This window comes from Mycobacterium sp. (assembly GCF_004298145.1).
In the GTDB taxonomy this organism is placed as follows: domain Bacteria; phylum Actinomycetota; class Actinomycetes; order Mycobacteriales; family Mycobacteriaceae; genus Mycobacterium.
This window is the reverse complement of sequence record NZ_SCRH01000025.1, coordinates 31,257-56,520: the sequence shown is the minus strand read 5'-3', so window position 1 is coordinate 56,520 and position 25,264 is coordinate 31,257. Positions and strand designations below refer to the sequence as shown.

Annotated in this window: 28 protein-coding genes and 1 tRNA gene; 16 read left to right on the top strand and 13 right to left on the bottom strand. The window is 67.1% G+C overall.

The genetic code is table 11. The features are described 5' to 3' along the window. Positions 1–206 precede the first annotated feature (206 nt). The 3 genes from EPN51_RS09270 to EPN51_RS09260 all read left to right on the top strand — a co-directional run bounded on the left by EPN51_RS09270 (position 207) and on the right by EPN51_RS09260 (position 2,476). On the top strand, positions 207–1,226 hold the full coding sequence (locus EPN51_RS09270; protein ID WP_293040737.1) for a metallophosphoesterase: 1,020 nt from the start codon (positions 207–209) through the stop codon (positions 1,224–1,226). Further along, positions 1,223–2,344 carry a PLP-dependent cysteine synthase family protein gene (locus EPN51_RS09265; protein ID WP_293040735.1) on the top strand — a complete coding sequence of 374 codons (1,122 nt, stop codon included), beginning with the start codon at positions 1,223–1,225 and terminating at the stop codon, positions 2,342–2,344. Before EPN51_RS09270 ends, EPN51_RS09265 begins: the two co-directional genes overlap by 4 nt. A 58-nt stretch (positions 2,345–2,402) precedes the next feature. Further along, positions 2,403–2,476: transfer RNA gene (locus tag EPN51_RS09260), tRNA-Pro, on the top strand. Between the two features lie 17 nt (positions 2,477–2,493). On the opposite strand, the gene EPN51_RS09255 is transcribed toward EPN51_RS09260, so the two are convergent. The 5 genes from EPN51_RS09255 to EPN51_RS09235 form a co-directional block, all read right to left on the bottom strand. Beyond that, positions 2,494–3,510 carry a hypothetical protein gene (locus EPN51_RS09255; protein WP_293040732.1) on the bottom strand — a complete coding sequence of 339 codons (1,017 nt, stop codon included), beginning with the start codon at positions 3,508–3,510 and terminating at the stop codon, positions 2,494–2,496. 13 nt (positions 3,511–3,523) lie between these two features. Then, positions 3,524–4,843: a peroxidase gene (locus tag EPN51_RS09250; RefSeq protein WP_293040730.1), complete on the bottom strand. Its 1,320-nt coding sequence runs from the start codon at positions 4,841–4,843 to the stop codon at positions 3,524–3,526. 19 nt (positions 4,844–4,862) lie between these two features. Beyond that, complete coding sequence (locus EPN51_RS09245; protein ID WP_293040727.1) at positions 4,863–5,423, bottom strand: hypothetical protein; 561 nt, start codon at positions 5,421–5,423, stop codon at positions 4,863–4,865. A 227-nt stretch (positions 5,424–5,650) separates the two neighbouring features. Beyond that, positions 5,651–6,298, bottom strand: a complete 648-nt coding sequence (locus tag EPN51_RS09240; RefSeq protein WP_293040724.1) for a restriction endonuclease — start codon at positions 6,296–6,298, stop codon at positions 5,651–5,653. 134 nt (positions 6,299–6,432) lie between these two features. Next, positions 6,433–6,735, bottom strand: coding sequence for a DUF4193 domain-containing protein (locus EPN51_RS09235; protein WP_293040721.1), 303 nt, complete (start codon positions 6,733–6,735; stop codon positions 6,433–6,435). A 404-nt stretch (positions 6,736–7,139) separates the two neighbouring features. On the opposite strand from EPN51_RS09235, the gene EPN51_RS09230 reads away from it, so the two are divergent. Next, on the top strand, positions 7,140–7,826 hold the full coding sequence (locus tag EPN51_RS09230) for an HAD family hydrolase (RefSeq protein WP_293041075.1): 687 nt from the start codon (positions 7,140–7,142) through the stop codon (positions 7,824–7,826). A 13-nt stretch (positions 7,827–7,839) separates the two neighbouring features. Here EPN51_RS09230 and EPN51_RS09225 read toward each other — a convergent pair whose 3' ends face one another. Beyond that, positions 7,840–8,340, bottom strand: coding sequence for a DUF6328 family protein (locus tag EPN51_RS09225; protein ID WP_293040718.1), 501 nt, complete (start codon positions 8,338–8,340; stop codon positions 7,840–7,842). Positions 8,341–8,377: 37 nt separating this feature from the next. Then, positions 8,378–8,746: an STAS domain-containing protein gene (locus tag EPN51_RS09220; protein WP_293040715.1), complete on the bottom strand. Its 369-nt coding sequence runs from the start codon at positions 8,744–8,746 to the stop codon at positions 8,378–8,380. Positions 8,747–8,915: 169 nt separating this feature from the next. Between EPN51_RS09220 and EPN51_RS09215 the strand changes: the two genes are divergently transcribed. The 6 genes from EPN51_RS09215 (at position 8,916) to EPN51_RS09190 (ending at position 14,554) form a co-directional block, all read left to right on the top strand. Then, positions 8,916–9,818, top strand: a complete 903-nt coding sequence (locus EPN51_RS09215; protein WP_293040712.1) for an STAS domain-containing protein — start codon at positions 8,916–8,918, stop codon at positions 9,816–9,818. 22 nt (positions 9,819–9,840) lie between these two features. After that, the gene (locus EPN51_RS09210; protein WP_293040709.1) at positions 9,841–10,230 is read left to right on the top strand and encodes an STAS domain-containing protein; all 390 of its coding nucleotides are present in this window, start codon (positions 9,841–9,843) and stop codon (positions 10,228–10,230) included. Beyond that, positions 10,220–10,630 carry an anti-sigma regulatory factor gene (locus EPN51_RS09205; RefSeq protein WP_293041072.1) on the top strand — a complete coding sequence of 137 codons (411 nt, stop codon included), beginning with the start codon at positions 10,220–10,222 and terminating at the stop codon, positions 10,628–10,630. Before EPN51_RS09210 ends, EPN51_RS09205 begins: the two co-directional genes overlap by 11 nt. Next, positions 10,623–11,249 (top strand): SpoIIE family protein phosphatase, encoded by a 627-nt coding sequence (locus EPN51_RS09200; RefSeq protein ID WP_293040706.1) that lies wholly within the window; start codon positions 10,623–10,625, stop codon positions 11,247–11,249. Before EPN51_RS09205 ends, EPN51_RS09200 begins: the two co-directional genes overlap by 8 nt. Then, positions 11,246–13,474: a SpoIIE family protein phosphatase gene (locus EPN51_RS09195; RefSeq protein WP_293040703.1), complete on the top strand. Its 2,229-nt coding sequence runs from the start codon at positions 11,246–11,248 to the stop codon at positions 13,472–13,474. Before EPN51_RS09200 ends, EPN51_RS09195 begins: the two co-directional genes overlap by 4 nt. 78 nt (positions 13,475–13,552) lie before the next feature. Continuing rightward, positions 13,553–14,554, top strand: a complete 1,002-nt coding sequence (locus tag EPN51_RS09190; RefSeq protein ID WP_293040700.1) for an iron-containing redox enzyme family protein — start codon at positions 13,553–13,555, stop codon at positions 14,552–14,554. On the opposite strand, the gene EPN51_RS09185 is transcribed toward EPN51_RS09190, so the two are convergent. The 5 genes from EPN51_RS09185 to EPN51_RS09165 all read right to left on the bottom strand — a co-directional run bounded on the left by EPN51_RS09185 (position 14,502) and on the right by EPN51_RS09165 (position 17,811). Continuing rightward, positions 14,502–14,750 carry a CDGSH iron-sulfur domain-containing protein gene (locus EPN51_RS09185; protein ID WP_293040697.1) on the bottom strand — a complete coding sequence of 83 codons (249 nt, stop codon included), beginning with the start codon at positions 14,748–14,750 and terminating at the stop codon, positions 14,502–14,504. The two genes, EPN51_RS09190 and EPN51_RS09185, sit on opposite strands and share 53 nt — an antisense overlap. Then, positions 14,747–15,436, bottom strand: coding sequence for a HemK2/MTQ2 family protein methyltransferase (locus EPN51_RS09180; protein WP_293040694.1), 690 nt, complete (start codon positions 15,434–15,436; stop codon positions 14,747–14,749). Before EPN51_RS09180 ends, EPN51_RS09185 begins: the two co-directional genes overlap by 4 nt. 108 nt (positions 15,437–15,544) lie before the next feature. Beyond that, positions 15,545–16,099: a type 1 glutamine amidotransferase domain-containing protein gene (locus EPN51_RS09175; protein WP_293040692.1), complete on the bottom strand. Its 555-nt coding sequence runs from the start codon at positions 16,097–16,099 to the stop codon at positions 15,545–15,547. A 184-nt stretch (positions 16,100–16,283) separates the two neighbouring features. Further along, a complete protein-coding gene (locus tag EPN51_RS09170) occupies positions 16,284–17,270 on the bottom strand; it encodes an LLM class F420-dependent oxidoreductase (RefSeq protein WP_293040689.1) in 987 nt (328 codons plus the stop codon). A 76-nt stretch (positions 17,271–17,346) separates the two neighbouring features. Next, entirely contained in the window at positions 17,347–17,811 is a 465-nt protein-coding gene (locus EPN51_RS09165; RefSeq protein WP_293040686.1) for a GatB/YqeY domain-containing protein, read from the bottom strand. On the opposite strand from EPN51_RS09165, the gene EPN51_RS09160 reads away from it, so the two are divergent. Genes EPN51_RS09160 through EPN51_RS09140 form a run of 5 tightly spaced genes read left to right on the top strand, consistent with a single transcriptional unit; the run spans position 17,810 to position 23,269 of the window. Beyond that, positions 17,810–19,138, top strand: a complete 1,329-nt coding sequence (locus EPN51_RS09160; RefSeq protein WP_293040683.1) for a hypothetical protein — start codon at positions 17,810–17,812, stop codon at positions 19,136–19,138. The genes EPN51_RS09165 and EPN51_RS09160 overlap by 2 nt on opposite strands. 24 nt (positions 19,139–19,162) lie before the next feature. Beyond that, a complete protein-coding gene (locus EPN51_RS09155) occupies positions 19,163–19,816 on the top strand; it encodes a DUF4129 domain-containing protein (RefSeq protein ID WP_293040680.1) in 654 nt (217 codons plus the stop codon). Further along, positions 19,816–20,955 carry a DUF4350 domain-containing protein gene (locus tag EPN51_RS09150; RefSeq protein ID WP_293040677.1) on the top strand — a complete coding sequence of 380 codons (1,140 nt, stop codon included), beginning with the start codon at positions 19,816–19,818 and terminating at the stop codon, positions 20,953–20,955. Before EPN51_RS09155 ends, EPN51_RS09150 begins: the two co-directional genes overlap by 1 nt. After that, positions 20,952–21,947: a MoxR family ATPase gene (locus tag EPN51_RS09145; protein ID WP_293040674.1), complete on the top strand. Its 996-nt coding sequence runs from the start codon at positions 20,952–20,954 to the stop codon at positions 21,945–21,947. The genes EPN51_RS09150 and EPN51_RS09145 overlap by 4 nt, the downstream gene beginning before the upstream one ends. Then, positions 21,947–23,269, top strand: coding sequence for a DUF58 domain-containing protein (locus EPN51_RS09140; protein ID WP_293040671.1), 1,323 nt, complete (start codon positions 21,947–21,949; stop codon positions 23,267–23,269). The genes EPN51_RS09145 and EPN51_RS09140 overlap by 1 nt, the downstream gene beginning before the upstream one ends. Before the next feature lie 72 nt (positions 23,270–23,341). Here the strand turns inward: EPN51_RS09140 and EPN51_RS09135 are convergent, their stop codons facing one another. Next, on the bottom strand, positions 23,342–24,334 hold the full coding sequence (locus tag EPN51_RS09135) for a stage II sporulation protein M (RefSeq protein WP_293040668.1): 993 nt from the start codon (positions 24,332–24,334) through the stop codon (positions 23,342–23,344). Between the two features lie 46 nt (positions 24,335–24,380). On the opposite strand from EPN51_RS09135, the gene EPN51_RS09130 reads away from it, so the two are divergent. Then, positions 24,381–25,256 carry an RDD family protein gene (locus EPN51_RS09130; protein ID WP_293040665.1) on the top strand — a complete coding sequence of 292 codons (876 nt, stop codon included), beginning with the start codon at positions 24,381–24,383 and terminating at the stop codon, positions 25,254–25,256. Positions 25,257–25,264: the final 8 nt, after the last annotated feature.

Sequence of the window (25,264 nt, the reverse complement as noted above, 5' to 3'; positions counted from 1 at the left end):
CCGGCTTCGCGGGCCGCATCGTCGTACGGCCAGGCGTGATTGCCGCACTCCTGCGCACCCCGGCTTCGCGGGCCGCATCGTCGTACGGCCAGGCGTGATTGCCGCACTCCTGCGCACCCCGGCTTCGCGGGCCGCATCGTCGTACGGCCAGGCGCCGTGACACACGAGATACGCTGCCGGTCCGCGACCGACAGTAAGCTGCCACCATGGCTGATGCTCAAGTCCCGATTGCCCGGCTCCTCCCCGGGGCGCCTCGCGGCCCGCATCGTCGCCGAGCTGTGCCCGTCCTGATACGTGCCGGTGCCGCGGCGCTCGGTTCGAGCGTCGCCGGCCTCGGTTATGCCGCGATCATCGAGCGCAACGCGTTCGTCCTGCGCGAGATCACCATGCCGGTGTTGAGCCCCGGCTCTACACCGCTGCGCGTGCTGCATATCAGTGATCTCCACATGACTCCCGGCCAGCGCCGCAAACAGGCGTGGCTGCGGGAGCTGGCCGGCTGGGAACCCGACCTGGTGGTCAACACCGGCGACAACCTGGCCCACCCGAAGGCCGTCCCCGCGGTCATCCAGGCCCTGGGGGACCTGCTGTCGCGGCCGGGCGTCTTCGTGTTCGGCAGCAACGACTACTTCGGGCCGCGGCTGAAAAACCCGCTGAACTACGTGACCAATCCGTCACACCGGGTCCGCGGTGAACCGCTGCCCTGGCAGGACCTGCGGGCGGTGTTCACCGAGCGCGGCTGGCTCGATCTCACCCACACTCGGCGCGAGTTCGAAGTGGCGGGTCTGCACATCGCCGCCGCGGGCGTGGACGACCCGCACATCGACCGGGACCGCTACGACACCATCGCCGGCCCGGCCAGCCCGGCCGCCAACCTGAGGCTGGGGCTGACCCATTCCCCGGAACCCAGGGTGTTGGACCGTTTCGCCGCCGACGGCTATCAACTGGTGATGGCCGGACACACCCACGGCGGGCAGGTGTGCTTGCCGTACTACGGCGCGCTGGTGACCAACTGCGGTCTGGATCGCTCACGCGCGAAGGGGCCGTCCCGTTGGGGCGCACACATGCGGTTGCACGTGTCCGCGGGGATGGGCACCTCACCGTTCGCGCCGGTGCGGTTCTGCTGCAGGCCCGAGGCAACCATGCTGACGTTGATCTCCTCCCCGATAGGCGACCGCGACGCGGCCAGTGACCTGAGCCGTTCGCAGCCAACAGTTTCGGCGCGTTGACCGACCGGACCCGGATCGCGGTCCGCAGCCGCTCACGTTGCTGGACCGACAACGCGATCCGGCTGATCCACGCCGACGCCCGCCGCAGCGCCGACACCCACCTGCTGCGCTATCCGCTGCCGTCGGCCTGGCCGGACGACCTCCAAGTCCAAATAGCGCTGTACCTCAAGGACGAGACCACCCACATCACCGGCAGCCTCAAGCACCGGTTGGCCCGCTCGTTGTTTCTCTATGCCCTGTGCAACGGCTGGATCGACGAGGGCACCACGGTGGTCGAGGCGTCCTCGGGTTCGACGGCGGTGTCCGAGGCCTATTTCGCGGCGCTGCTGGGGCTGCCGTTCGTCGCGGTGATGCCGGCAGCGACGAGCGCATCAAAAGTGGCACTCATCGAAGACCACGGCGGCCGTTGCCATTTCGTGCAGAGCTCCAGCGAGGTGTATGCCGAGGCCGAGCGTGTCGCCCGGGAAACCGGCGGGCATTACCTGGACCAGTTCACCAACGCCGAACGCGCCACGGACTGGCGGGGCAACAACAACATCGCCGAGTCGATCTTCGAGCAGATGCGCGAGGAGCGCTTCCCCGTCCCGGAATGGATCGTGGTCGGCGCCGGCACCGGCGGAACCAGCGCCACGATCGGGCGTTACATCCGCTATCGGCGCCACGTCACCCAGTTGTGCGTCGTCGACCCGGAGAACTCCGCTTTCTTCCCCGCCTACGCGCAAGGTCGGGACGACCCGAACGACTTAGTGATGCCGACCTCGTCGCGGATCGAGGGCATCGGCCGGCCGCGGGTCGAGCCGTCGTTTCTCCCCGGCGTGGTCGACCGCATGGTGGCCGTCCCGGACGCGGCGTCGATCGCGGCCGCTCGCCACGTCAGCGCCGTGTTGGGACGCCGGGTGGGGCCGTCGACGGGCACCAACCTGTGGGGTGCGTTCGGCCTGCTCGCCGAGATGGTCGCCGACGGCCGCAGCGGTTCGGTGGTGACGCTGCTCGCCGATAGCGGCGACCGCTACCGCGACACCTACTTCAGCGACGAGTGGGTGGCGGCGCAGGGACTTGATCCGACCGGCCCGGCCGAGGCGCTCGTCGAGTTCGAGCGTTCTTGCTCGTGGACATGACCGGGCGCACCGCGGTTTGGCCAGCCGGCCCGGTGCGATAGGCTGTCGGAGCTTCAAGCGGGGTGTGGCGCAGCTTGGTAGCGCGCTTCGTTCGGGACGAAGAGGCCGTGGGTTCGAATCCCGCCACCCCGACCCATGTCGTAGCAGCTCTACCGTTTCATCGTCGCCAGGTTGCGCCAAAAGCTTTTGAGGCTGTCAGTTCCGCCGAACAGCGTCGTGAAATTTGTGGAGTCGACGAGCACGATGTCACCGCCCCGGTCGGCGGCCGGCGGCATCCAGATCAACGCGTTGAATTCGCTGTTGCCCGCCTCGGTAAAGGGATGTGGCCGGTGCGGGTCGACACGTTGCCTGCCCAGCACGCGCAGCAGATCGCTTTCGGCAGCGGTGAGCTCGTAGTGCGGCAGATGTGGGTGAAAGTTCAGCGTGGTGACGTTGTTCAGCAGCCCCGGCGTATCCAGGTCGCGAAAGCCGGTGAGCGGTGCGATCTGGTTAGTTCCCTCCACCAGGGCGGGACGCAGTCCCCACGTGTTGTGCACGGGAATGTCGAGCGCCTTCATCAGCGAGCGCGTGTATGCGGTGAATCGTTGTTGTCGTGGCACCAGCGGATCTCCATGGTGCAGGTATTCGATCTGGCGCTGGGCCATGTCGTCGGTGAAGCCGACGTCGTGGTGGGGCGCCAGCAAGAGGCAGGTGCCTTCTCGTTTCAGCCATTCGCGAATGGCGGAGATTTCTGCGGTCTCTGCTTCGGCTTCGCCGACGAGATGGTCGAGCCCGAACACCATCAGGGTGTCGGTGTCGGCCAGTATCCGTTCGTCGATCGGCAGCCGGTAGCCGGCCTGGTCGATGCGCTGGAACACCGCGACCGGATGGCCCGTCAGTTCGGTCGCCAGCTGCTGGAACGCCAGCGTCGAACGGTGGAAAAGCTCCAAGGTGCCGGCGATGCCCTGCAAGAAGTGCGCCTGATCCCATTCCGGTCCCTCGTAGTGGGGCCAGGCCGCTCTGCGCACTTCGGTCATCGTCGAAAAACGGTTGTCCAACGCTTGAAGGGCGCGTTGGGATTCCCACGGATAGCTCCACGTCCAGTAGATGCTGATTCGTCGTCCGCCCGTGCGCGGGCGCGCCAGGTGGGTTTGGTTGTAGCTGCGTGCGGCAGGCAGTGCGGTCATGATCGTTCCCCGGTTATTTGTCGAGCGTGGCGAGGTATCGCATGGCGTTGATGCCTGGCAGGAAGAAGTACGCCCCACCGGTGAGCGTCGTGAACGCAGGGAGCCCCTTGAGGACTCGACGGATTGGCCGCTTCGGTATCTTGAATTCCATTGTGCCGTCCTGTGTTCCACAGATCGGGTCGTGCTCGTTGCCCAGCTCATGGAACGTGCGGTCATTGATCCATACGTTCTGGGCGAATTCGAACTGCCGGATCAGGCTGGCACAGATGATGAACGCGGCGATCCCGCGGTCTACCCCGTCCTCGGGCGCACCCTCAGGAAGCGCCGGCCCGTAGGTGGCGCCGCGGCGGATCATTCGTCGCCGGTTCATGTTGGGCGCGGTGTCGCGCGGGTTGAGCCGTCGGGCGTGCGCGCCCAGAGGACACGCGTATCCGTGTGGGTCCATCTCCTTGTAGTTGAAGTCGTTGTTGCGCATAGAGTCCTCGCCCAGCTCCGGGTCATCCCTGTCGGGCGCGAGGACCAAAGGAGCGCCGCTGCGCCATCGGCCCATGAACTTCGCCGCCAACAACTCCTCGTCGCCGGGCGCACGGGCCTGCGAACGGATGTAGTCGCGGAACAACGCCACGTGCTCGTGTAGTCGTCGGTACGCCGCATAGGTGCCGTTGCGCGCCAGTACGGCCGGCTGGGGCAGATGGGCCACCGGGCCGATCTCGTCGGGATAGCCGAGGATGAACTCCCCGGCCTTGAGCGGTTGGCCCGAGCCGGGTGTGGGTTCCTCGCCGGACCCTTCTATCACCGGCTGCGACAAGCGATCCCGAAAACCGAAATGGTCGTGGGCATAGTCGAACGGGGGTGTCGCGTTCAGATCCAGATGCGACAGCCTGCGCACGCCTGCGCACCTGCTCACCAGGTCATCGTGGGCCTGGGTGGCGCGGGCGTGCTCGGCGTCGTCACGAGCGAACAGGATCGCGATCGCGTGCAGGTCGTCGCCGGCCAACCCTCCGACCCAGTTATCGGGGTGGTTGTGCCCCGTGTCGCCGAGAATGTCCGCCCTGGCGGCCATGCCCTGCCGGAACTCCTCGGGAAAGCTTACGAGAGCCTCCTCGGGCACACCTAGCGCCCGAAGGCCGTTCCAGGTGAAACCCAGCGTGACCCAGCGGTTGGTATCGTCCATGGCGTCTCGCACCGACGCGGCGGACTCCACGACATCGACCATTTCGGACAGCCATGCCCGACCGACCACCGGACCGTCGAAAGAGAGAAACTCGTAACGTCCGGTCAGGGCCGGCGTACGCGTCAGCAGGATGTGCTGGATGTCGTCGAGCTCAAGCATCTGCACGCTCCGATGGGCGTCATTGCATCTGATCCAGCATGGTGCCGAACGCCGCCTTCAGCCGCAGCGCCTTCTTGATCTCGTCAGCCGTGACATAGGGGTATTCCCCGTACTCCAAAAAGCTCGGGCACTGGTGCTCGCGAACGAACTCGACGAAGGCGCCAGGGTTTTCGCGCCAGTCTTCGGGGAAACCCTCGAGGTTGGTGAAGACCGTGGTGATCCCGGTCTGGCTGAACAGCTGCACCGCGTCCTCGGTGTACTTGTCGAAGTCGGTGTCGAAGATGCCTTGGTACTGGAAGTGCAGCCCCGACCCGACGTCGAAGAGCTGCCAACGTAAGTAGTGCAGCCGCAGCGGGGCCAGCACTTCGGGATCGGCCTTGATGGCTTCTTCGATCTGCTTGCCGTAGGCGCGAACCGCTTCTTCCCGGCCTTCCTTGACCTTGGCGATGATCGAAAAGCCGTAGCAGGCTGGGGTGCGGGGATAAACCGGCCCGTAGCGACCGCGTTCAAGCTCGAAATAGCCCTCCTTGGGGATGGCCATGGCCGCCGGCCAGATCCACTTGTCTTCGGTTGCCGCCATTGTCGCTCCCAAGTCAGGCCGGTGCGCCGGACGCTACCACCTGACGTCGCCCGCGCAACCCTGGTAAAACTGCATCAGAGCATGGACACCCCGCTGCGGGGCATAGCGCGCAGGGTGATCGAAGGCGCAACTGCGCGGTGATGTAACCCGCGCGCAACGCTGTGGACGCCATGTGCCTGCCCGAACTTGCTGTGGCCCCGGGTATCTCGCGCCCCCACTGCCCACTCCTAGGCTTCCAACTCCGGTTCCAGCCGCTGCTGCCCGGCGTGAGGCGCGACCCCAGGCGTGCGCCGGGCACCACGCGCGGGAAGGGGCGCGACCCGGGTCCAGCTCCGCAATTGCGTGCGCCCCACCAGACGGCAATGGTGCGTGGTGGCCAATTGGCGGGCCGCCTTCGTGAACGTCTGGTTGGTCACCACGACCGTCCGCTTGCAGCCGTGGTGTAGCGCCCCGGAAACGACCTGTTGCACCGCGGCAACACCGACGGCCTTGGCCAGCCTCTTGCATTGCACCGCCATGCGCGCGCCGTCTTTCTTGGCGATGAGATCCACTCCGTAGTCGCCGGTGCTCGCCGTCGGCGTGACGCTGTATCCGGCGATGCGGAGCTGCGCTGCAACGAATTCCTCGAATTCGGCACCCGACATTCGATCGATGGCCCGCAGGCCGGATCTCGCGTATTTCAGGTCGCGCCGGCGATGTGCGTCGGCCTGATGGCGGTCCCGCTGCACCGAAAGCCACCACAGGACGGCGACCGCCACCACGAGGCCGCCGAGTCCGGCCAGAAATCCCGCCGGCGGGCTGCCGGTGGCCTTCTGCGTGAAATACCAAGGGAGAGCCAACCCCAGCAAGAGGAGCGACCCGAGAACCTTCTCCATGACTCCTCAACGTGCCGTTCGCGCCGACGCAGACTTGTCCGATGAATCTAGTTCAAGCCTGTGACATTTCGGCGCAGGCGCGAGGCAGCGCCACGGCACGACCGAGGGTCACCATCCGGTGAACCGTTGCGGTATCACGCGCAGTCGGCGCAGACCGGAAGGCCGGAACTGGTGCGGCACAACCGGCTCCGGTGCTGCACCAAAAAGCAACTCGAGCAGGTGAACTCGTCGGCCCGCTGGGGAATCACGGTCACCGTCAGCTCTTCCCCGGACAGGTCGGCGCCGGGCAGTTCGAAGAAGTGCACATCATTGGCGTCCTCGTCGACCACGACGGAGCCGGCCCCCTGCAGGGTCGGCGCCAGCTCGCGAAGCGAGGACTTGTCCTGGGTGTCGTTGTCGGATACACGGCGTGCGTCGTAGTCAGTGGTGGTCGCCATCGGGGTTTCCTTCCTGATCTGGAACGGGTTGACGCACTTTCCTGTACTCACCCGTGGCGCAGGCAATACCCCGTTCACGCACGCCCTACACGGATCCGAGAAAGAAATTTCGGCTGCCCTACGCGATCCGCTTACGTGTCGGGGGTCTCCCCCGCCGCCGGGCGTGACCGGCCGCGCGGCCCTTGCGGTAATCCGGCGCTATTTCTCGTGAGAACGATTGTGTGCCAGCGCTATTCACACGAAAGACGCTCACAAAAGACGACGCCGCTTTAGCGGATCACCACGACGCGCACCCGCCGACCGGGCCAAAGCGGTGTCAGCCGGACCCGGCGTGGGTATGCCCCGGACATGACTTCGCGATCGCACAGGGGCACCTGTCCCGGCACTCGCGCCGGGAGTCTCCGCTGACAGCGCGTGGCGGCACGCCCGCCGTCCTGTTCGACGTCGACGGAACCCTGGTGGATTCCAACTACCTGCACGTCCACGCATGGCGGCGCGCGTTCGACGCTGAGGGCATCGTGGTGCCGTCGTGGCAAATCCACCGCTGTATCGGCATGGACGGCTCGAAGCTGGTGCGAACGCTGTCCGATGACGCGCCGGCCGACGTGCAGGAGCGGCTCAGCGACCAGCACAGCCAGTACTACCGGGAGATCACCGCGCTGCTAAAACCGTTGCCCGGAGCGCGCGCATTGCTACACCGCGTCGCGGACCTGGGGCTGCAGGTCGTGCTCGCCAGCTCGGCACCCGAGGACGAATTGGAGGTCTTGCGCACGGTGCTCGATTGTGACGACGTCATCTCCGAGACGACGTCGTCCCGCGATGTCGACACCGCCAAACCCGAACCGGGCATCGTGCGGGTCGCGCTGGACCGGGCCGGGGTCGATGCCGAGCACGCAGTGTTCGTCGGGGACGCCGTATGGGACGCACACGCCGCGGCGGGTGCGGCGGTGCCGTGCATCGGGCTGCTAAGCGGCGGCATCGCCCGCGCGGAGTTGCAGGAGGCCGGGGCCGCCCCGATCTTCACCGATCCGCAAGGCCTGCTCGACCAGTTGGGATCAACCCGCATCGCGGCGCTCGCGCCCGGCCGCTGAGCGCAAGTGCGTGTCAGCGGCCGCGAGTGCGCAGCGTCAGGGGCAGCACGACCCAGAAGAACGCGAACAGCGGCAGCGCGCACGCTCCGGCGACCAGCCCCACATTGCGCCCGGCGACCGCGGCGAAAATGATGATGGTCATGCCGATCAGCGCCAGGCCGAGCAAGCCCAGGCCGGCATAGGCACAGCGGTGAGCGGCGGACACGAGAACTTGGAGCCGATGACGCCGGAAAAGTATCCGGTGCATGGCAACCGGGGCGATCAGCAACACCGTAGAGCACACTGAACACGCCACCGTGGCCAGATAGACATCGCGCATGTGGTGTCCGAGCACATCGAAACGCTGCTGAAACGGCAGCGTCAGCAGGAAACCGGTCAGCAGCTGCACCCCGGTCTGAACCACGCGCAGCTCCTGCAGCAGGCTGTTCCAATTGCGGTCCAGCCGTTGCACTTCGGTTTCGCCGCGCTCACGGCGATCCCACCGTTGGTCGTCTTGCGGATGATCGACGTCCATAGCGGTGATCATCGCGCCGGGCGTCGCGGGTGAATTGCTATCCGTTGAGTTTGCCGTCCCGCACCGCGGTCAACGCATCGTCGAGCGTCGGATACAGCGGGAACGTCTTGTCCAGACCGGTCAGGTGAATCGGCCGCCGGGTGGCCGGGCCGCGCGCGACCACGCCAAACCCGGTGTCTTTGCCCAATTTCTCATACGTGGCAGCCAGGATCTTCAGCCCGACCGAACCGAGGAACTCCACCGCCGAGAGATCGATGACCAGTGACGTGGGACTCTCCGCAACGACCGCACCGATGGCCTGTTCCAGGGCAGGAGCCGTGACCAAATCGATTTCGCCGCTGACACTGACCACGGAAACGCCATCGTGGTCCTCAACCAACGTGGTAATCGAATCAGGAGCTGACAATGGCAATCCTTTGTCCTGGGCCGTGGCGTGGTTCAACCCTAGCCTGCGTTACGAACTGCGAGAAGAATATGCCCTCCACACGTGCCCCGCGACAACCCAGGCTAGTCTCGCAAAAGGGAACTGCAGACCGCAGGGCGTGACGTGTACTCGGGAGGCCCGAGGAGGCCATATGTCAAATTCGCCGTCGGATTTCAACAGTACCGGCACCACAGCGCAAGTCGTCGGCATTTCCAGCGAGGGGCTGTTACCACAGCTAGTTCAGCATCTACGGCAGAATCGGACCATTTTGCGGGAGGAGTGGGCACGCCGCATCACCGATGCCGAGCTGCTCACCGCGATGACCCCCGAGGAGCTCTTTTCCGAAGCGACGGCCGTCTACGACAACTACGTCGAGGTGCTCGAGACCGGTAGCGTCGAGGCACTGCAGGCCTATGCGCGTGACCTCTCCGAACGCATCATTCCGCGAGGCGTGGAAACCGACGAGGTCATCGGCATCGTCCTGCTGCTCCGCGACGTGCTGGCGCGCTCGTTGTTCGAGAAGTATCAGACCGAATTCGAGATGCTCAACCGGGTGCTGGACGCCTACGAGCCGGCCGCCAACCGGATCGCCAACACCGTGGCGGTCAGCTTCGTGCAGGAACGCGAGCGCATCATCCGCCAGCAGCAGGAGGCGATCCGGGAGCTGTCGACGCCGGTGCTGCAGGTGCGTGAGCAGCTGCTGATCCTGCCGATCATCGGCGTGCTGGACAGTCAGCGGGCTCGGCAGGTCACCGAACAGCTGTTGCGGGCCATCCGCGCCAATCGCGCGAAAGTGGTGGTCATCGACATCACCGGTGTGCCGACCATCGACTCGACGGTGGCCAACCACCTGGTGCAGACCGTCGACGCGTCGGGGTTGATGGGTGCCAGCGTGATCATCACGGGCCTGTCCTCAGAGATTGCGCTGACGCTGGTGACGATCGGCCTGGACTTGTCGAAGATGAATGCCGTCGGTGACCTGCAGGGGGGCATCGAGGAAGCCGAGCGGCTGCTGGGTTACGAGGTAACTCGTACCGGCGAGCAGACCGGGTGACGATTAGGAACGCGAGCGCCGCATGCCAGTACCGATCCTGAAACAGGGTTCGATCCTCATCGCGTCGGTGCAGGCCGCGCTGTCCGACTCCGACGCCGAACGGCTGCGCTACGACCTCATGGAGCGCGTCAGCCGGTTCCGCGCCCAGGGCATCATCGTGGACGTCACCGCCATCGACGTGATGGATTCCTTTGCGGCCCGGTCGCTGCGCACCATCGCGCACATGACGCGGCTGCGCGGCGCGGACACGGTGATCGTCGGCCTGCAGCCGGAGGTGGCCTTCGCGATGGTCCAGCTTGGTCTGGCGTTCGACGACATGAACACCGCGCTGGACCTCGAGGAGGGCCTCTCCCTCCTGAATCGCCAACTGGCGCAGCGGAAACCGACGATCGGGCGCGATGGTGGCGACTGATATCGTCGTCGCCATCGACAATCCCGACGACATCGTCGACGCCCGCAAAGCCGGACACCACCTCGCCCTTGACCTGGGATTCTCCCTTACCGACGTCACGATGATCGCCACGGCGATCTCCGAAATCGCACGCAACATCACCAGCTACGCTGGTCGCGGCGCCGTCCGCGTCGGGGTGGCCGACCGGGAGGGCCGCAAGGCCCTGGTGGTGCGCGCCGAGGATCAGGGGCCCGGGATCGCCGACATCGAACGCGCGATGGAGGACGGATATTCGACCGGCCGCGGGTTGGGGATGGGCCTGCCGGGTGCCCGCCGTTTGATGGACCGGTTGGTCGTCGAGTCCACGGTCGGCCAGGGAACCGTCATCGAAATGTGGAAATGGGTCCCTCCCCGTGCATGAGGGTGGCCGCTTCGGACCCATCGAGTGGGCGAGGGCGGGCCGCCCGTTGCCCAGCGAGTACACCTCCGGCGATCGTGGCCTCGCCATCGACATCGACGGCGAGGCCGTGCTGTTCGGTGTCGTGGATGGCCTGGGTCACGGGCCCGCCGCCGCCGAAGCCGCGCTGCGTGCTATCGATGCGGTCACCCGCGCCTGTTCCGAGCGGGTGGAGGTTTTGGTTCAGCTCTGCCACCGCGTGTTGACCGGCACCAGAGGAGTCGCAATGACGTTGGCGCGGGTGGATTTTGCCGCCAACACGCTGACTTGGACCGGTGTCGGCAACGTCTCCGCCGATCTGGTGGCCAAGGCACCGACCGGGACCACCATCCGCTCCAGTGCACGTCTCACCGCAGGCATCGTCGGCTACCGCATACCGGAAATCAGGCCCGCGCAGGTAGTTTCGATTCGCCCCGGCGACCTACTGGTGATGAGAACCGATGGAATCGCCGAAGATTACCTGGACCACATCGACTTCTCGGCCCCCGCAATGGCTATCGCTGAGGAACTCCTCGAGAAGCACGCCAAGGAATCCGACGATGCGATGGTGTTGACCGCACGTCACAGGGGGGCGTTGACATGAGCGAGAACGACGGATTCCACGCGCAGTACGCCGCCGCGTTGCAGGCCTATCTGGACACCCGCGACGAGGCCAGCCTGGCGATCGGTTACGAGCTCGGTCGGACGGCTCTGCAGGAACGAATCAGCCTGCTCGAAATCGTGGAGAACCACGTCCGGCTGGTTTTTGAAATCGCGCAAGACGTGCGCGTCGATGCGCCGATCGCGCTGGAGTTCCTGCTGCAGCTGCTGGTCCCCCTTGACGTGGCCATGCGCGGCTTCATCGACGGCAACAAGCGCTACGCCGAACAGCGGGCTCGCGCCGAGGGGCTGGCCGACCGCGACAAATTCCGCAACGCGCTGGTGAATTCGCTGCAGGAAGGATTTTTCGTCGCCGATCACGAGGGCTCCGTGGTCGAAATCAACAGCGCCTTCATCGAGATCATCGGGTTTCCCAGTGAGGGTTTGCCCTACCGATGGCCGCACCCGTGGCTGGTCGACACGAAGACCGCGGCCGAACAAATCGGCCAAGTGACGAACCATGGCAGGGCCGACTACGAAGCGCCGATCCGCCACGGCGACGGCCATCTCGCCTGGGTGAAGGTGAGCATCAACGCGGTCAAGGAATCCGGCAGCGACCGCGACGCCTACGTCGGGACGATTCGAGACATCACCGCGGAACGCGCGTTTGCGGCGCGGGAGAGCGCGGTGCTGCGCCTGGCCACGGCGGTGGCGGTGGCCAGGAGCGTGGACGAGTTGCTGTCGATCACGCTCGACGAGTGCCGCACGGCGATCGATGTGCAACGCGTGGTGGCAGTCTCGTGGCCCAGCGGCGAGGGCGACCCGACGGTCCACGCGGCGGGCGAACCCTCGGCGGCGTCGTGGCGCAAGCTCGATTCGTGGTTGCGCCGTACCTTCTCCGACGCGCGTCAACAACTGCCGCTGACGGCGAAAACCGTTGAGTCGCCCGATCATCCCGGTAAGACACAGGGATTGGTCGCGGTGCTCTCCGGTACCGGGGACCTGGCGTTGTGGCTGGAGCTCCGCACACCTCGCTGGGTCAGCGCGGAAGACCGCCTGCTGGTCACCGTGCTGATCAGCCATCTCAGCCTGGCAATGCAGCACGTCCGTCAGTTCGAGAACGCACGCGAGACGTCGCTCACGTTGCAGCGTGCCATGCTGCCATCGGTCCAGCCCCCACGGGGCTTCACGGTGCGCTACGAACCCGCGGTGCTGCCCTTGGAGATCGGCGGTGACTGGTATGACGTGCTGCCGATCGGCGATCACCGCATCGGCATCGTCGTCGGCGACTGCGTGGGTCGGGGCCTGCCGGCGGCCGCGATCATGGGGCAGCTACGCAGCTCCGCGCGAGCACTGTTGATCAACGGCGTGATCAATGGCGCCGAGCCCGCGGCGCTGCTCGATCAGCTCGACTCGGTGGCATCGCTCATCCCAAATGCCTATTGCACCACAGTGTTTCTCGCGATCCTGGACACTGAAACCGGGGTCCTGCAGTACAGCAATGCCGGCCACATGCCGGCCGTGCTCACCGGACCCGAGCCCGGGACGACGACGCTGTTGACCGATGCCGCATCGGTACCGCTGGCGGTCCGCCGGGATGAACCGCGCCCGCAGACCACCCGGATACTGGCACCCGGCTCGACCCTCATGCTGTTCACCGACGGGCTGGTGGAACGCAAACATGAGTCGATCGACGATGGAATCGCCCGCGCGGCAGACGTTCTGGCGCAGACGATGACATTGCCGTTGGACACCGTCGCCGACGCGATGCTTCGTGAGCTGGCGCCGGAAGCGGGGTATGACGACGATGTGGCGATGGTGATCTACCGCCACCACCAGACACCGCTACGTATCGAAAGCGACGCCACCGCAGAGCAATTGGTGCGCATCCGGCACCGGCTGGCGGCCTGGCTGCACGCCGCCCACATAACGGATGAGTTGGCCGCCGGCATCGTGCTGGTCGTCAACGAAGCCTGCACCAATTGCGTCGAGCACGCGTACCGGGGATTCGTCGCCGGGACCATGGTGGTCGAAATCGGCCTTGGCGACGGCGAAGTACACGCCCGGATCACTGATTTCGGTTCGTGGAAAACGCCGGACCCCAACCCGGTCAACGGTGGTCGCGGCCTACCGCTGATCAGGGCGCTCAGCCATTCGACGGAGCTCGAGACCGCCGCCACCGGCACCACCGTCGACATCACCTTCCGATTGCCGACAGAATCCGATTAGTGGACGCCGGAAAGTGTTGCGGCACCGTTTACCCGGCCCCGGTTACGGGTAGTCACCGGCGTGACCCGCACCTCGACCATGACTGAACCCGCGCTACCCGCCGCGCACGGGCCGCTGTCGGCCGCCGTTCGTTGCGCGCTGGCGGGGCCGCCGTCGGTCGACCACTTCGCGCGCATCGGCACATCCGTGCGTGATTCCGATCCGTACGGCCTGGATCTGCAGCTGGCGCTGTCCATGTGCTACGAGCTGCACTACCGCGGCTTCGCCGACGTGGACCCCGCGTGGGAGTGGGATCCCGCCCTGCTGGCGCTGCGCGCCGAACTGGAACGCGTGTTTTTGGCCGGCGTGCGCCGCGATGTCGGGCCCATCGATCCCGATCAGACGGCGGCCGCCGAAATGGAAGCGATTTCGGTCGAACCCGTCGACGGCACCGGCCCGTCATATTATCTGCGTGACACCGGAACATGGCAGCAGATGCGCGAATATTTCGTACATCGCTCGCTGTATCACCTCAAGGAGGGTGATCCGCACGCGTGGGCCATTCCGCGCCTGATGGGCACCGCCAAAGCGGCCTTCGTGGCTGTCGAGTTCGACGAGTACGGGGCCGGGCAGGGCCCGCGACTGCACCAGCAACTGTTCGCCGACCTACTGGTGGCGGCCGGGCTGGATGCGACGTATTGGGGTTACGTCGATGCGGTACCCGCCGAATCGCTGGCGGTGGTCAATCTCATGTCGCTGTTCGGACTGCACCGCTCGTTGCGCGGCGCCGCGATTGGACACTTTGCGTCGACCGAGATCACTTCACCACCGGGATCCCAACGTATGGTGCAGGCCCTGCAGCGGATGCAGGCGCCGGCGGCCTGCATCGGTTTCTACAGCGAGCACGTCGAGGCCGACGCTGTCCACGAGCACGTCGTGCGCGGCGATGTGGTCGGCGATCTCGTGGCGCGAGAGCCGCAGCTCGAGCGGGACGTCGTTTTCGGGATCCGCGCACATGCCGCGGTCGAAAACCGCTTGGCGGAAACGATTATGGCGTCGTGGAAGCAGGATCAGCCGTCGTTGCGGCAGCCTCCGCAGTAGCGGTCGTCGTGTTGAGGCGCCGGCACCTGCGATGGCTGGTATCGCACAAGGGGTATCTGCCGCTGCGCCGGCAGGTGCAGATCGCCACCATGAATCGGTCGGACTCGACGACCTCGCCGCCGGGCATCTCGATCCGCACCGGACCCGACACCAGCACCGGCCCGTTGGGAACCACCTGAACCCGGGTGGGGCTCATCGCTTTTCCGCCCGAATCACAATCAACTCCTCTTCCCGGCGCCCGCGCGGTATCAGGCCGACACCTTCCAACCAGCTCGCCCGTGATGACATCACCGGACCAAACGGAATCCATTTCGAGGCAATCACTTCCGCATCCATACCCGCCCACTTGAGGGAATCCAGCGACTGCTGAACACCGGCGAGTGCCGAGTGCACCAGCAGCAGGGATCCACCGTCGCGCAACAGCTTCGGTGCCGACTCGCACAGCGGGTCGAGGATCAGGCGGCCGTCTGGGCCGGCGTTCCAGGCCCACGGCGGTCCGACCGTCGGGCAGATCTGTTCCACCTCGGCGCAGGGCGGCGTCGGCACGTAGGGCGGATTCGACACCACAACGTCGAACGGCGCGCGCTCCACTGCGGCTATCCACGAGCCCTCGCGAACGTCGACCCGTACGCCGGCAGCCGCGGCGTTCTCCCGGGCGCAGCGTACGGCCTGCGGGCAGATGTCGAAGGCCGTCGCATCGGCGCAGCCCATCTCCGCAGCCGCGATCGCGACGAAGCCGCTGCCGGTGCAGAGGTCCAGAACCCGCCGTCCCGGGATCAGACCGGTATCGTGCATCACGTCCACCAGCAGTCTGGAATCCTGTTGTGGCTGATACACGTTGTGGGTGGGCAAGACTGCGGGCTCGGGATACGCGGTCGTCACTGGTGGCCTTTCGAGAACCCTCACACGGATCGCCGCTGATCACGGCTTGGCGTGGATAATGCCCGCAAACCCGCCCATTCAAACCGGCCGGCCGAAAAATCGTCGCGGCTAACCGGCCGTCACATGAGCGAACTGCCTGAGGATCGCCGCACAGAATGCCGGGAGGTCCGATGGCGACCGGCTGGAGATCAAATTGCCGTCGACGACGACCTCCTCGTCTACCACGTGGGCGCCCGCATTGCGCAGATCGGTGCGGATGCTGGGATAGGACGTCAGCGTCCGGCCCACTGCCACACCGGCTTCCGCCAGTGTCCAGGGCCCATGACAAATGGCGGCCACCGGTTTCCCCGACCTGACGAAATCACGGACGAAGGAAACGGCGGAGCTGTCCATGCGCAGCTTGTCCGGGTTCACGGTGCCACCGGGGAGCACCAGGGCGTCGAATTCGTCCACCGACGCCTCGGATACTTTCCGGTCGACGGCGAAGGTCCCGGCCGGCTCGAGATCGTGGTTACGCGCCTGAATTTCGCCGTCCTTCAGCGACAGCACCTCGACGTGGGCGCCGGCGTCCCGCAGCGCCGCGCGCGGCTGTTCGAGCTCCACCTTTTCCACACCGTCGGCCGCTAGAAACGCTATTTTCTTTCCTTGCAATTCTTTTGACATCGTCGTCTTCCTTCCTGCGAACAACCGGTCTTCTCGGGTCCAAGGGCTCGCAGTCGTCGAGTGCCTCCCCGGGCCGCGTCGCCGTAACGCAGGCCCACGCGAAACGGCTGTGCGGCAACAGTTTGCGAGGCCATCGCTCTCCGCAACGTTGCACGTGCTCCACCGCCCTCGCTGCGCGCGGAGGTCAGTTTGCCGCCTCGCGCAGCGCCCCAAGCAAAGGCTCGGCGGCCTCTTTGAGGAACCGCTCCTGGGTTTCTCCGCCGATCTGGACGAGCGCGATGTCGGTGAACCCGGCTTCCCAGTAAGCCCGGACGCCCTCGACAATCGCATCGAGGTCAGGACCACAGGGAATGGTGTCCGCCACGTCTTCGGGACGTACGAATTGGGTCGCACCGGCGAAGCCGGCCGGGGTCGGTAGGTCGGCGTTCACCTTCCAGCCGCCGGCGAACCAGCGGAACTGGTCGTGCGCGCGCTTGACGGCGGTGTCCCGGTCCGGATCCCAGGACACCGGTATCTGGCCGATCACCCGCCCGCCGCCGGCGAGGTTGGCGGCTTGGCGGGCGCCGTGCCAGCCGTGGACGAGTTCCGCCTCGGGCTCCGTTGCGATCAGATGGTCGGCGAGCTTGGCGAATTTCTCGATCGCCTTGGTGCCGCCGATGGCCACCCCGATGCCGACCGGGATGTCGGGCACGTCCCACAACCGCGCGGAGTCGACCCGGAAATAGTCGCCGGTGAAGTCCACCAGCTGCCCGCCGAACAGTTCCCGGATGATCTTGATCGCCTCACGCAGCATGTCTTGCCGACGGGAAATGGTAGGCCAGCCCTTGCCGACGACGTGCTCGTTGAGGTTCTCGCCGCTGCCCAGGCCCAGGGTGAACCGGCCGTCGGACAGGATCTGCACGGTGGCTGCCTGCTGGGCGACGACGGCCGGGTGATACCGCATCGTCGGGCACGTCACATAGGAAAAGAGGTCTACCCGTTCGGTGGCCTGTGCCACCGCACCCAGAACCGCCCACGCGTTGGGCGCGTGTCCCTGCGAGGTGAGCCACGGCGAAAAGTGGTCACTGCACACGTGAAAGTCGAAACCACGCTGCTCGGCCGAAATGGCGTACTGCACAAGCTCTTTGGGTCCACTCTGTTCGGTCATCAAAGTGTAGCCAAAATTGGTCATGCGCAGTCGGGTACCCGGCTGCACCGGTGGCAAACGACACCGCCGAACCGGTCAGGGAACATCAACCGGACAGCGGTCAAAGGCGCTCTTTGACGGCGGCCGACAAGCGGGCGCCGTCGACCTTGCCTGCCGCGATCGCGGTCGCGGCCTTCATCACCATGCCCATCTGCCTCATGCCCGGCCGCTCGCCGATTTCCTCGGCGACCTGCGCGATCGCGGTGTCGGCGACGTCGGCCACCTCCGCCTCGGTGAGCGGGGTGGGCAGGTACTCGTCGATGATCCGCGCCTCGGCGTGCTCGTTGGCGGCGAGTTCTCCGCGCCCGTTCTGCGTGTAGATCTCCGCGGCTTCGCCGCGTTTGCGGGATTCCTTGGCCAGCACCTTGATGACTTCCTCGTTGGTGAGGTCTTTGGCCTGCTTACCGGAGACTTCCTCGGTTTGGATCGCGGCCAGCAGCATGCGCAGGGTGGCCGTTCGCAGCTTGTCCCGGGCCTTCATCGCCGCGGTCAGGTCCGCCCGAAGCCGGGATTTGAGTTCCGCCATGCCTGAGACGCTACGCGCCGGGTGCGGGGTCAACGTTGTGAAATGCCACGACCGCCGACAGGATGGAGCCCATGACGCACGACGCGCCCGGCTGCAAAGGCCCCGGGGTTCGGTGAGCGCGCCGCCGCCTGGTTATCCGGTCGGGCCCCCATCGGCGTACGGCCCCCCACCTGAATACGGTCCGCCCCAGGCCTACGGGCCGCCCCCGGCGCACGGCCCCCCACCGCCCGGCTACGGGGCCCCGCCGGGTTACCCGCCCCCACCGGGCTACGGGGTCCCGCCCGGCTACGGGCCGCCACCCCGCTACGGGCCGCCCGGCTACGGGCCGCCACCCGCCTTCGGCCCTCCGCCGGGATACGGAACGGTCAAACCCGGGATCATCCCGCTGCGGCCGCTGACCCTCGGCGACATCTTCAACGGCGCGGTCGGCTACGTCCGCGCCAATCCGAAAGCGACCTTGGGTCTGACTGCGATCGTCGTAGTGGCCATGCAGATCATCACCAAGGCCGCCTTCTTGGGACCGTGGGCCGCCCGCGACAGGTTCACCACCGATCAATCCGACGGGCTGACCGTGGGGGTCCTGGGCGCGTGGTCGGCGTCGGTGGGGACCGGCATCCTGGTGGGCTGGCTGGGCGGCATGCTGTTGTCCGGAATGCTCACCGTCATCGTCGGGCGGGCGGTCTTCGGATCGCCGATCACCATCGGTGAAACCTGGGCCAAGATCCGCGGGCGGCTACTGGCCTTGCTCGGCCTGGCCCTGCTGGAGGCCGTCGTGGTGGCCGCGCTGGCCGGCCTGGTCGCGGTGATCGTCGGGGTGCTGGCGGCGATCGGTAATGGCGCGGCGGCCGTGGTGCTGGGCGTCCCGCTGGTGCTGGTCGTCGTCGCGCTGCTGGTGTACCTGTACACGGTGGTGCTGTTCGCCCCGGTGCTGATCGTGCTGGAGCGGCTGCCCGTCCTCGACGCGATCGCCCGATCGTTCAAGCTTGTCCACAACGGATTCTGGCGGGTGCTGGGCATCCGGACGCTCACCTTCCTGGTGGCCGCCATCGTCGCGAACGCCGTCGCGGTGCCGTTCAGCATCGTCGGCCAGCTTTTCCAGATCACCTCCTCCGGCACGGCTTTCCTGGCCAGCACCGCGGTCCTGTCCGTCGGGGTGGCGATCGGCGAGATCATCACCGCGCCGTTCAACGCCGGCGTCATCGTCCTGCTGTACACCGACCGCCGGATGCGCGCCGAGGCGTTCGACCTGGTACTACAGACCGGAGCCGCCCAGGGGCCCTACGCGGCCGCGTCCACCGACCACCTCTGGCTGACGCGGCCCCTGTAACGGCTGAGCGAGGACTAGCTGAGCATGCCTTCCATCGACATCGACCGCGATGCCGCGCACCGCGCCGCGCAGGACGAACTCAACAAGCCGATCTATTCGAAGGGATCGGCGGGGGACCAATTCCTCGACTGGCTCAACGACCTGATTTACCGGCTGCTGCAGAAGACGTCCTCGGTGCCGGGTGGATGGTTCACCGCGACAGTGCTTTTCATTCTGCTGGCGACCGCCGTGGTAGTTGCCGTCCACATCGCGCGGCGCACCATGCGCACCCGCCGCGGCGCTGACCATCTGTTATTCGAAACCGCACAACTGACCGCCGCCCAGCACCGCGCCACGGCGGAAAACTGCGCGGCCGACGGTGATTGGGCGGCCGCGATACGACACCGGCTGCGCGCCGTCGCCCGCCAGCTCGAGGAGACCGGCGTGCTGGCGGCGGCTCCCGGCCGTACGGCCAACGAGCTGGCCCGCGACGCCGGCGCCGCGTTGCCTCACCTGGCCGGCGAATTGATCGAAGCGGCAACGGCTTTCAACGACGTCACCTACGGTGAGCTGCCCGGAACCCAGGCCGCCTACCGGATGATCGCCGACCTGGACGACCACCTGCGATCCCGCTGGGAGGGCGTCCCGGCGGAGCCCGGCCGGCCCGCCGTACCCGACTCGTGGGCGCAGGTGCGCTGATGGCGACGATCGCCGCCGCCCGCCCGGAAACCGCGCCACGAAATCGGCGCTCCTGGCGCTGGGTGCTCGTCACGCTGCTGGTGCTCGCCGTCATCGCCGGGATCGATGCCTACCTGAGTGCACCGCGGCCCGGTGCGCGGATGGATCCGGCGTCGACCGGGCCCGACGGTGCCCACGCGCTGGTGGAGTTGCTACGCGACGCTGGAGTCGACGTCGTCGTGGCCAACAGCATCGGTGACGTCGAGCATGCGGCGCGCCCCGACGCGCTGATCCTGGTGGTACAAAGCCAGTACCTCACCGACACGGCGGCCGACCGGCTGGCGAAGATCCCATCGGATCTGCTGCTGGTGGAACCGACGATGCGGGCCCGCGAGGCGCTGCTGCCGGGCGTGGGCGTATCGGGTACCAGCGGCTTTGACACCGACCCGAATTGCACTCTGCGCGAGGCGGTCCGGTCCGGTTCGGTTCGGTTCGGTTCGAGCAGCGCCTATGCGGCCAAGGATGGCCGGGCGATGTCCCGCTGCTACGACGGCGTGCTGATCCGCTTCCGTGCTGGCGGGCGGACCATCACCGCGGTCGGCAGCACCGATTTCATGACCAACGGCGGCCTGCTGCAAGCGGGCAACGCCGCGCTGGCGATGAACCTGGCCGGGGACCGGCCCCGGCTCGTCTGGTACGCACCTCATTACGTCGAGGGTGAATCCGCCTCCAAGGCTTCGCTTTTCGAGCTGATTCCGCAGAACGTGATCTGGGCCGTGTGGCAGCTGGCGCTGGTGGTGCTGCTGGTCGCCGCGTGGAAGGGCCGCAGGCCCGGGCCGTTGGTGGCCGAGGAGTTACCCGTGGTGGTGCGCGCCTCGGAGACCGTCGAGGGGCGCGGCCGGCTGTATCGGTCCCGTCGGGCACGCGATCGCGCCGCCGACGCGCTGCGCACGGCCACGGTGACGCGGCTGCTACCGCGGCTCGGCCTGGGCGCCGGCGCCGCACCGGCGGTGGTGGTTTCCACGGTGGCCCAGCGCATCGGGTCCGACGCCGGGTTCGTCTCCTACCATCTGTTCGGTCCGCCTCCGACGACCGACAACGACCTCTTACAACTTGCCCGTGCGCTCGACGAAATCGAAAGGCTGGTCGCACACCCGTGACACGACCCACGCAACCTTCCCCGCCGGCGGCAGCCGAATCCCCCACCACTGAATCGGCACGTGACGCGCTGTTGGCGTTGCGCGCCGAGCTCGCCAAGGCCGTCGTCGGACAGGAGGGCGTGATCAGCGGCCTGGTGATCGCGCTGCTGTGCCGCGGCCATGTGCTGCTGGAAGGCGTTCCGGGAGTGGCGAAGACACTGCTGGTCCGGGCGCTGTCCGCGGCGCTACAGCTGGAGTTCAAGCGGGTGCAGTTCACCCCCGACCTGATGCCCGGCGACGTGACGGGTTCCCTGGTGTACGACGCGCGCACCGCCGCGTTCATGTTCCGGCCCGGTCCGGTGTTCACCAACCTGCTGCTGGCCGACGAGATCAACCGGACCCCACCCAAGACCCAGGCCGCACTGCTCGAGGCGATGGAAGAGCGCCAGGTCAGCGTGGAGGGTGAACCCCAGCCGCTGCCGGACCCCTTCATCGTTGCCGCGACCCAGAATCCGGTCGAATACGAGGGCACCTACCAGTTGCCCGAGGCCCAACTGGATCGCTTTTTACTCAAGCTGAACGTGGCGCTGCCGCCGCGGGACGCCGAGATCGCCATCCTGCATCGGCACGCGCACGGCTTCGACCCCCGCGATCTGTCGGCGATCAAGCCGGTAGCCGGGCCGGCCGACCTGGCCGCCGGCCGCGACGCCGTCCAACACGTGCTGGTCGCCGACGAGATTCTGGGCTACATCGTCGACATCGTCGGGGCCACCCGCTCCTCGCCCGCGCTGCAGCTCGGTGTGTCCCCCCGCGGCGCGACCGCCCTGTTGGCCACGGCGCGCTCCTGGTCCTGGCTGTCGGGCCGCAACTACGTCACACCAGACGACGTGAAGGCCATGGCCCGCCCGACGCTGCGGCACCGGGTGATGCTTCGACCCGAAGCCGAACTCGAAGGGGCCACGCCCGACGGTGTGCTCGACGGGATTCTGGCGTCGGTTCCGGTGCCCCGCTAGTGGTCCTGACCGGACGCACCGGGTTGGTCGCGCTGATCTGCACCCTGCCCATCGCGGTGTCGCCCTGGCCGGCAACGGCTTTCGTGGCCCTGCTGGCGGCGCTGGCCGTCGCGGTCGCCGTCGATGCCGGATTGGCGGCCGCCACCTCCGGCCTGCGCTACGTCCGTTCTCCGGATCGCTCCGCCCGGCTCGGGGAGCAGGTGGATTCTGCGCTGTTGATCCACAACGACGGCCGTCGGCGGTTCCGCGGCCAGATCCGCGACGCCTGGCCGCCCAGCGCCCGCGCGCAGCCGCGCATCCACCCGGTGAACATCCCCGCCGGCCAGGATCAGCACGTCGCGACTCGGCTGGAACCGGTGCGCCGCGGCGACCAGCGGGCCACGGTGGTCACCGCCCGATCGATCGGCCCGCTGGGTTTGGCGGGACGGCAGGGTTCGCAATCGGTACCGGGGCAGCTGCGGGTGCTGCCGCCATTCCTGTCGCGCAAGCATCTGCCGTCGCGGCTCGCCAAGCTGCGCGAGATCGGCGGCCTGCTGCCCACGCTGGTGCGCGGGCAGGGGACCGAATTCGATTCGCTGCGAGAATATGTCGTCGGTGACGACGTGCGCTCGATCGATTGGCGCGCCACCGCGCGTCGCGCCGATGTGGTGGTGCGAACCTGGCGCCCGGAACGCGACCGGCGCGTGGTGATCGTGCTCGACACGGGTCGCACCGCGGCGGGCCGGGTCGGGGTCGATCCGGCCGCCTCCGATCCCGCGGGCTGGCCGCGGCTGGATTGGTCGATGGATGCCGCGCTGCTGCTGGCCGCACTCGCCTCGCGGGCGGGAGACAATGTCGACTTCCTCGCCCACGACCGGGTGAGCCGGGCCGGCGTCTTCGGCGCCGCGCGCACCGAACTACTTGCGCAGCTGGTCGACGCGATGGCTCCCCTGCAGCCCACGCTCGTCGAATCTGACTGGCGGGCAATGGCTTCCGCCATCACGCTGCGTGCCCACCGGCGCTCACTGGTGGTGCTGCTGACAGACCTCAATCCGACCGCCCTCGACGAGGGTCTGCTGCCGGTGCTGCCGCAGCTGGCGACCAAACATCACCTGCTGCTGGCCGCGGTCTCCGACCCTCGGGTCGACCAGATGGCCGCCGGGCGCTCGGATGCCGCGGCGGTGTACGACGCGGCGGCAGCCGAACGATCCCGCAACGACCGCGGTGCCATCGCCACGCGGCTGCGCCGCGCCGGGGTGGAAGTCGTCGACGCCGCGCCCGCCGAGCTGGCGCCCGCCCTCGCCGACCACTATCTGGCGATGAAAGCGACCGGACGCCTGTAATCTGCACCGCGAAACTGCAACTACGTACGCATTTCCCGAATAAGGCCGTCGGCAGTTGGAGTCTCGCGGAACTCAGCCGGTGGGTATCACATCCGGCGCGTCTTCGATGTCGCCGCTTTCCCCGGCTTTGACGCCCCGGCGGCCGAAGTAGGCGATGTAGGACAGGAACGCCACCTCGGCGACGATACCGATGGCGACCCGTACGAAGGTCGGCAACGGCGACGGCGTCACCACCGCTTCGATCAACCCGGAGATCAGGAGCACGGCCACCAGGCCCACGGCCACCGATACGACGGCGCGGCCCTGTTCGGCCAGCACCTGCCCCCGGGGGCGGTCTCCGGGCGAGATCACCGACCACCCCAACCGCATTCCCGTTGCCCCCGCGAGGAATACGGCCGTGAGCTCCAGGAGTCCATGGGGGGCAAGCAATCCCAGCAGCACGCCGCCCTTGCCGGCCGAGAACATCAGGCCGGCGATCACACCCAGATTGGCGGCGTTATGAAACAGCACAAAGGGAATGGGCAGCCCCAGCAGCACGGACATTGCGATGCACTGAGCGGAAACCCAGGAATTGTTCACCCAGATCTGCAGCGCGAACGCGGCGGCGGGATGCTCGCTGTAGTACGACTCGACATCGTGATTGACCAATTGCTCGATGCCACTGGGCGTTCCGAGGGCTGACTGCACCTCCGGACTGCCGGCGACCCACAGCGCGATGACCACGACCACGGCGAAGAACGCCGCCGCCGTGGCCACCCACCACCGCCAGGTGCGGTACGCAACGACCGGGAAAGACACCGTCCAGAACCGGACGAACGTACTGCTCAGCGGGGCGTGAGCGCCGGTCACCGCGGAACGCGCCCGCGCGACCAGACTCGAGAGCCGGCCGACCAGCATCGAATCCGACGACGCCGAACGCAGTATCGACAGGTGAGTGGACGCCCGCTGGTAAAGCTCGACAAGCTCGTCGATTTCCGCGCCGCTCAGCGACCGGCGCCGCCCGATCAATCGGTCGAGGCGGTCCCACGTACCGCGATGGGCCAGCACGAATGCATCGACGTCCACCCTGGGCAGCCTAATCGCCCCGCGGGCACCTGTACCGTTCGAAGTTATGTCGAAGGTGGTGACCGGGGACGCAGTGGTGCTGGACGTGCAGATCGCCCAGCTGCCGGTGCGGGCGTTGAGCGCGCTGATCGATATCGCCGTCATGGTTGTCTTCTTATTTCTCGGATCGCTGTTGTGGGCCGCCACCCAGACTCAGTTCGACAGCGCGCTGAGTAACGCCATCCTGCTTATATTTACGGTGCTGGCAATTGTCGGCTACCCGTTGATCCTCGAAACGGCGACGCGGGGACGCTCGGTCGGCAAGATCGCGTTGGGCCTGCGCGTCGTGTCCGACGACGGCGGCCCAGAACGCTTCCGCCAGGCGTTATTTCGCGCCCTGGCCTCGCTGGTGGAGATCTGGATGCTCTTCGGGAGCCCCGCCGTCATCTGCAGCATATTGTCGCCCAAGGCCAAACGGATCGGCGACATCTTCGCCGGCACGGTGGTGGTCAACGAACGCGGACCCCGGCTGGGGCCACCCCCTGCGATGCCTCCGGCGCTGGCCTGGTGGGCATCGTCGTTGCAGCTGTCGGGACTGTCCGCCGGTCAAGCCGAGGTCGCGCGTCAATTCCTTTCCAGGGCACCGCAGCTCGACCGCCAGCTGCGCGTGCAGATGGCTTACCGAATCGCCGGTGACGTGGTGTCCCGCATTGCGCCGCCACCGCCGCCCGGCGCCCCGCCGGAACTGGTACTGGCCGCCGTCCTAGCCGAACGGCACCGCCGCGAGCTGGCCCGGCTGCGCCCGCCTGTGCCCGCCCCGCGCTGGCCCACCATGCCACCGGGGGCGGTGCCGCAACACCCCGTCCCGTGGCCGGAATCGGGGCGGCCCGGTCCGGGGTCGGGATACGGCGGTTCACCGGGCGGTTTCGCACCGCCTCACTGAGGGCTGCT

Coding starts and splice junctions, on each gene's coding strand:
- EPN51_RS09270 (WP_293040737.1), top strand. CDS start 207: ATGGCTGATGCTCAAGTCCCGATTGCCCGGCTCCTCCCCGGGGCGCCT.
- EPN51_RS09255 (WP_293040732.1), bottom strand. CDS start 3,510: ATGACCGCACTGCCTGCCGCACGCAGCTACAACCAAACCCACCTGGCG.
- EPN51_RS09250 (WP_293040730.1), bottom strand. CDS start 4,843: ATGCTTGAGCTCGACGACATCCAGCACATCCTGCTGACGCGTACGCCG.
- EPN51_RS09245 (WP_293040727.1), bottom strand. CDS start 5,423: ATGGCGGCAACCGAAGACAAGTGGATCTGGCCGGCGGCCATGGCCATC.
- EPN51_RS09240 (WP_293040724.1), bottom strand. CDS start 6,298: ATGGAGAAGGTTCTCGGGTCGCTCCTCTTGCTGGGGTTGGCTCTCCCT.
- EPN51_RS09235 (WP_293040721.1), bottom strand. CDS start 6,735: ATGGCGACCACCACTGACTACGACGCACGCCGTGTATCCGACAACGAC.
- EPN51_RS09225 (WP_293040718.1), bottom strand. CDS start 8,340: ATGGACGTCGATCATCCGCAAGACGACCAACGGTGGGATCGCCGTGAG.
- EPN51_RS09215 (WP_293040712.1), top strand. CDS start 8,916: ATGTCAAATTCGCCGTCGGATTTCAACAGTACCGGCACCACAGCGCAA.
- EPN51_RS09210 (WP_293040709.1), top strand. CDS start 9,841: ATGCCAGTACCGATCCTGAAACAGGGTTCGATCCTCATCGCGTCGGTG.
- EPN51_RS09195 (WP_293040703.1), top strand. CDS start 11,246: ATGAGCGAGAACGACGGATTCCACGCGCAGTACGCCGCCGCGTTGCAG.
- EPN51_RS09190 (WP_293040700.1), top strand. CDS start 13,553: ATGACTGAACCCGCGCTACCCGCCGCGCACGGGCCGCTGTCGGCCGCC.
- EPN51_RS09185 (WP_293040697.1), bottom strand. CDS start 14,750: ATGAGCCCCACCCGGGTTCAGGTGGTTCCCAACGGGCCGGTGCTGGTG.
- EPN51_RS09175 (WP_293040692.1), bottom strand. CDS start 16,099: ATGTCAAAAGAATTGCAAGGAAAGAAAATAGCGTTTCTAGCGGCCGAC.
- EPN51_RS09170 (WP_293040689.1), bottom strand. CDS start 17,270: ATGACCAATTTTGGCTACACTTTGATGACCGAACAGAGTGGACCCAAA.
- EPN51_RS09160 (WP_293040683.1), top strand. CDS start 17,810: ATGCCTGAGACGCTACGCGCCGGGTGCGGGGTCAACGTTGTGAAATGC.
- EPN51_RS09165 (WP_293040686.1), bottom strand. CDS start 17,811: ATGGCGGAACTCAAATCCCGGCTTCGGGCGGACCTGACCGCGGCGATG.
- EPN51_RS09155 (WP_293040680.1), top strand. CDS start 19,163: ATGCCTTCCATCGACATCGACCGCGATGCCGCGCACCGCGCCGCGCAG.
- EPN51_RS09150 (WP_293040677.1), top strand. CDS start 19,816: ATGGCGACGATCGCCGCCGCCCGCCCGGAAACCGCGCCACGAAATCGG.
- EPN51_RS09130 (WP_293040665.1), top strand. CDS start 24,381: ATGTCGAAGGTGGTGACCGGGGACGCAGTGGTGCTGGACGTGCAGATC.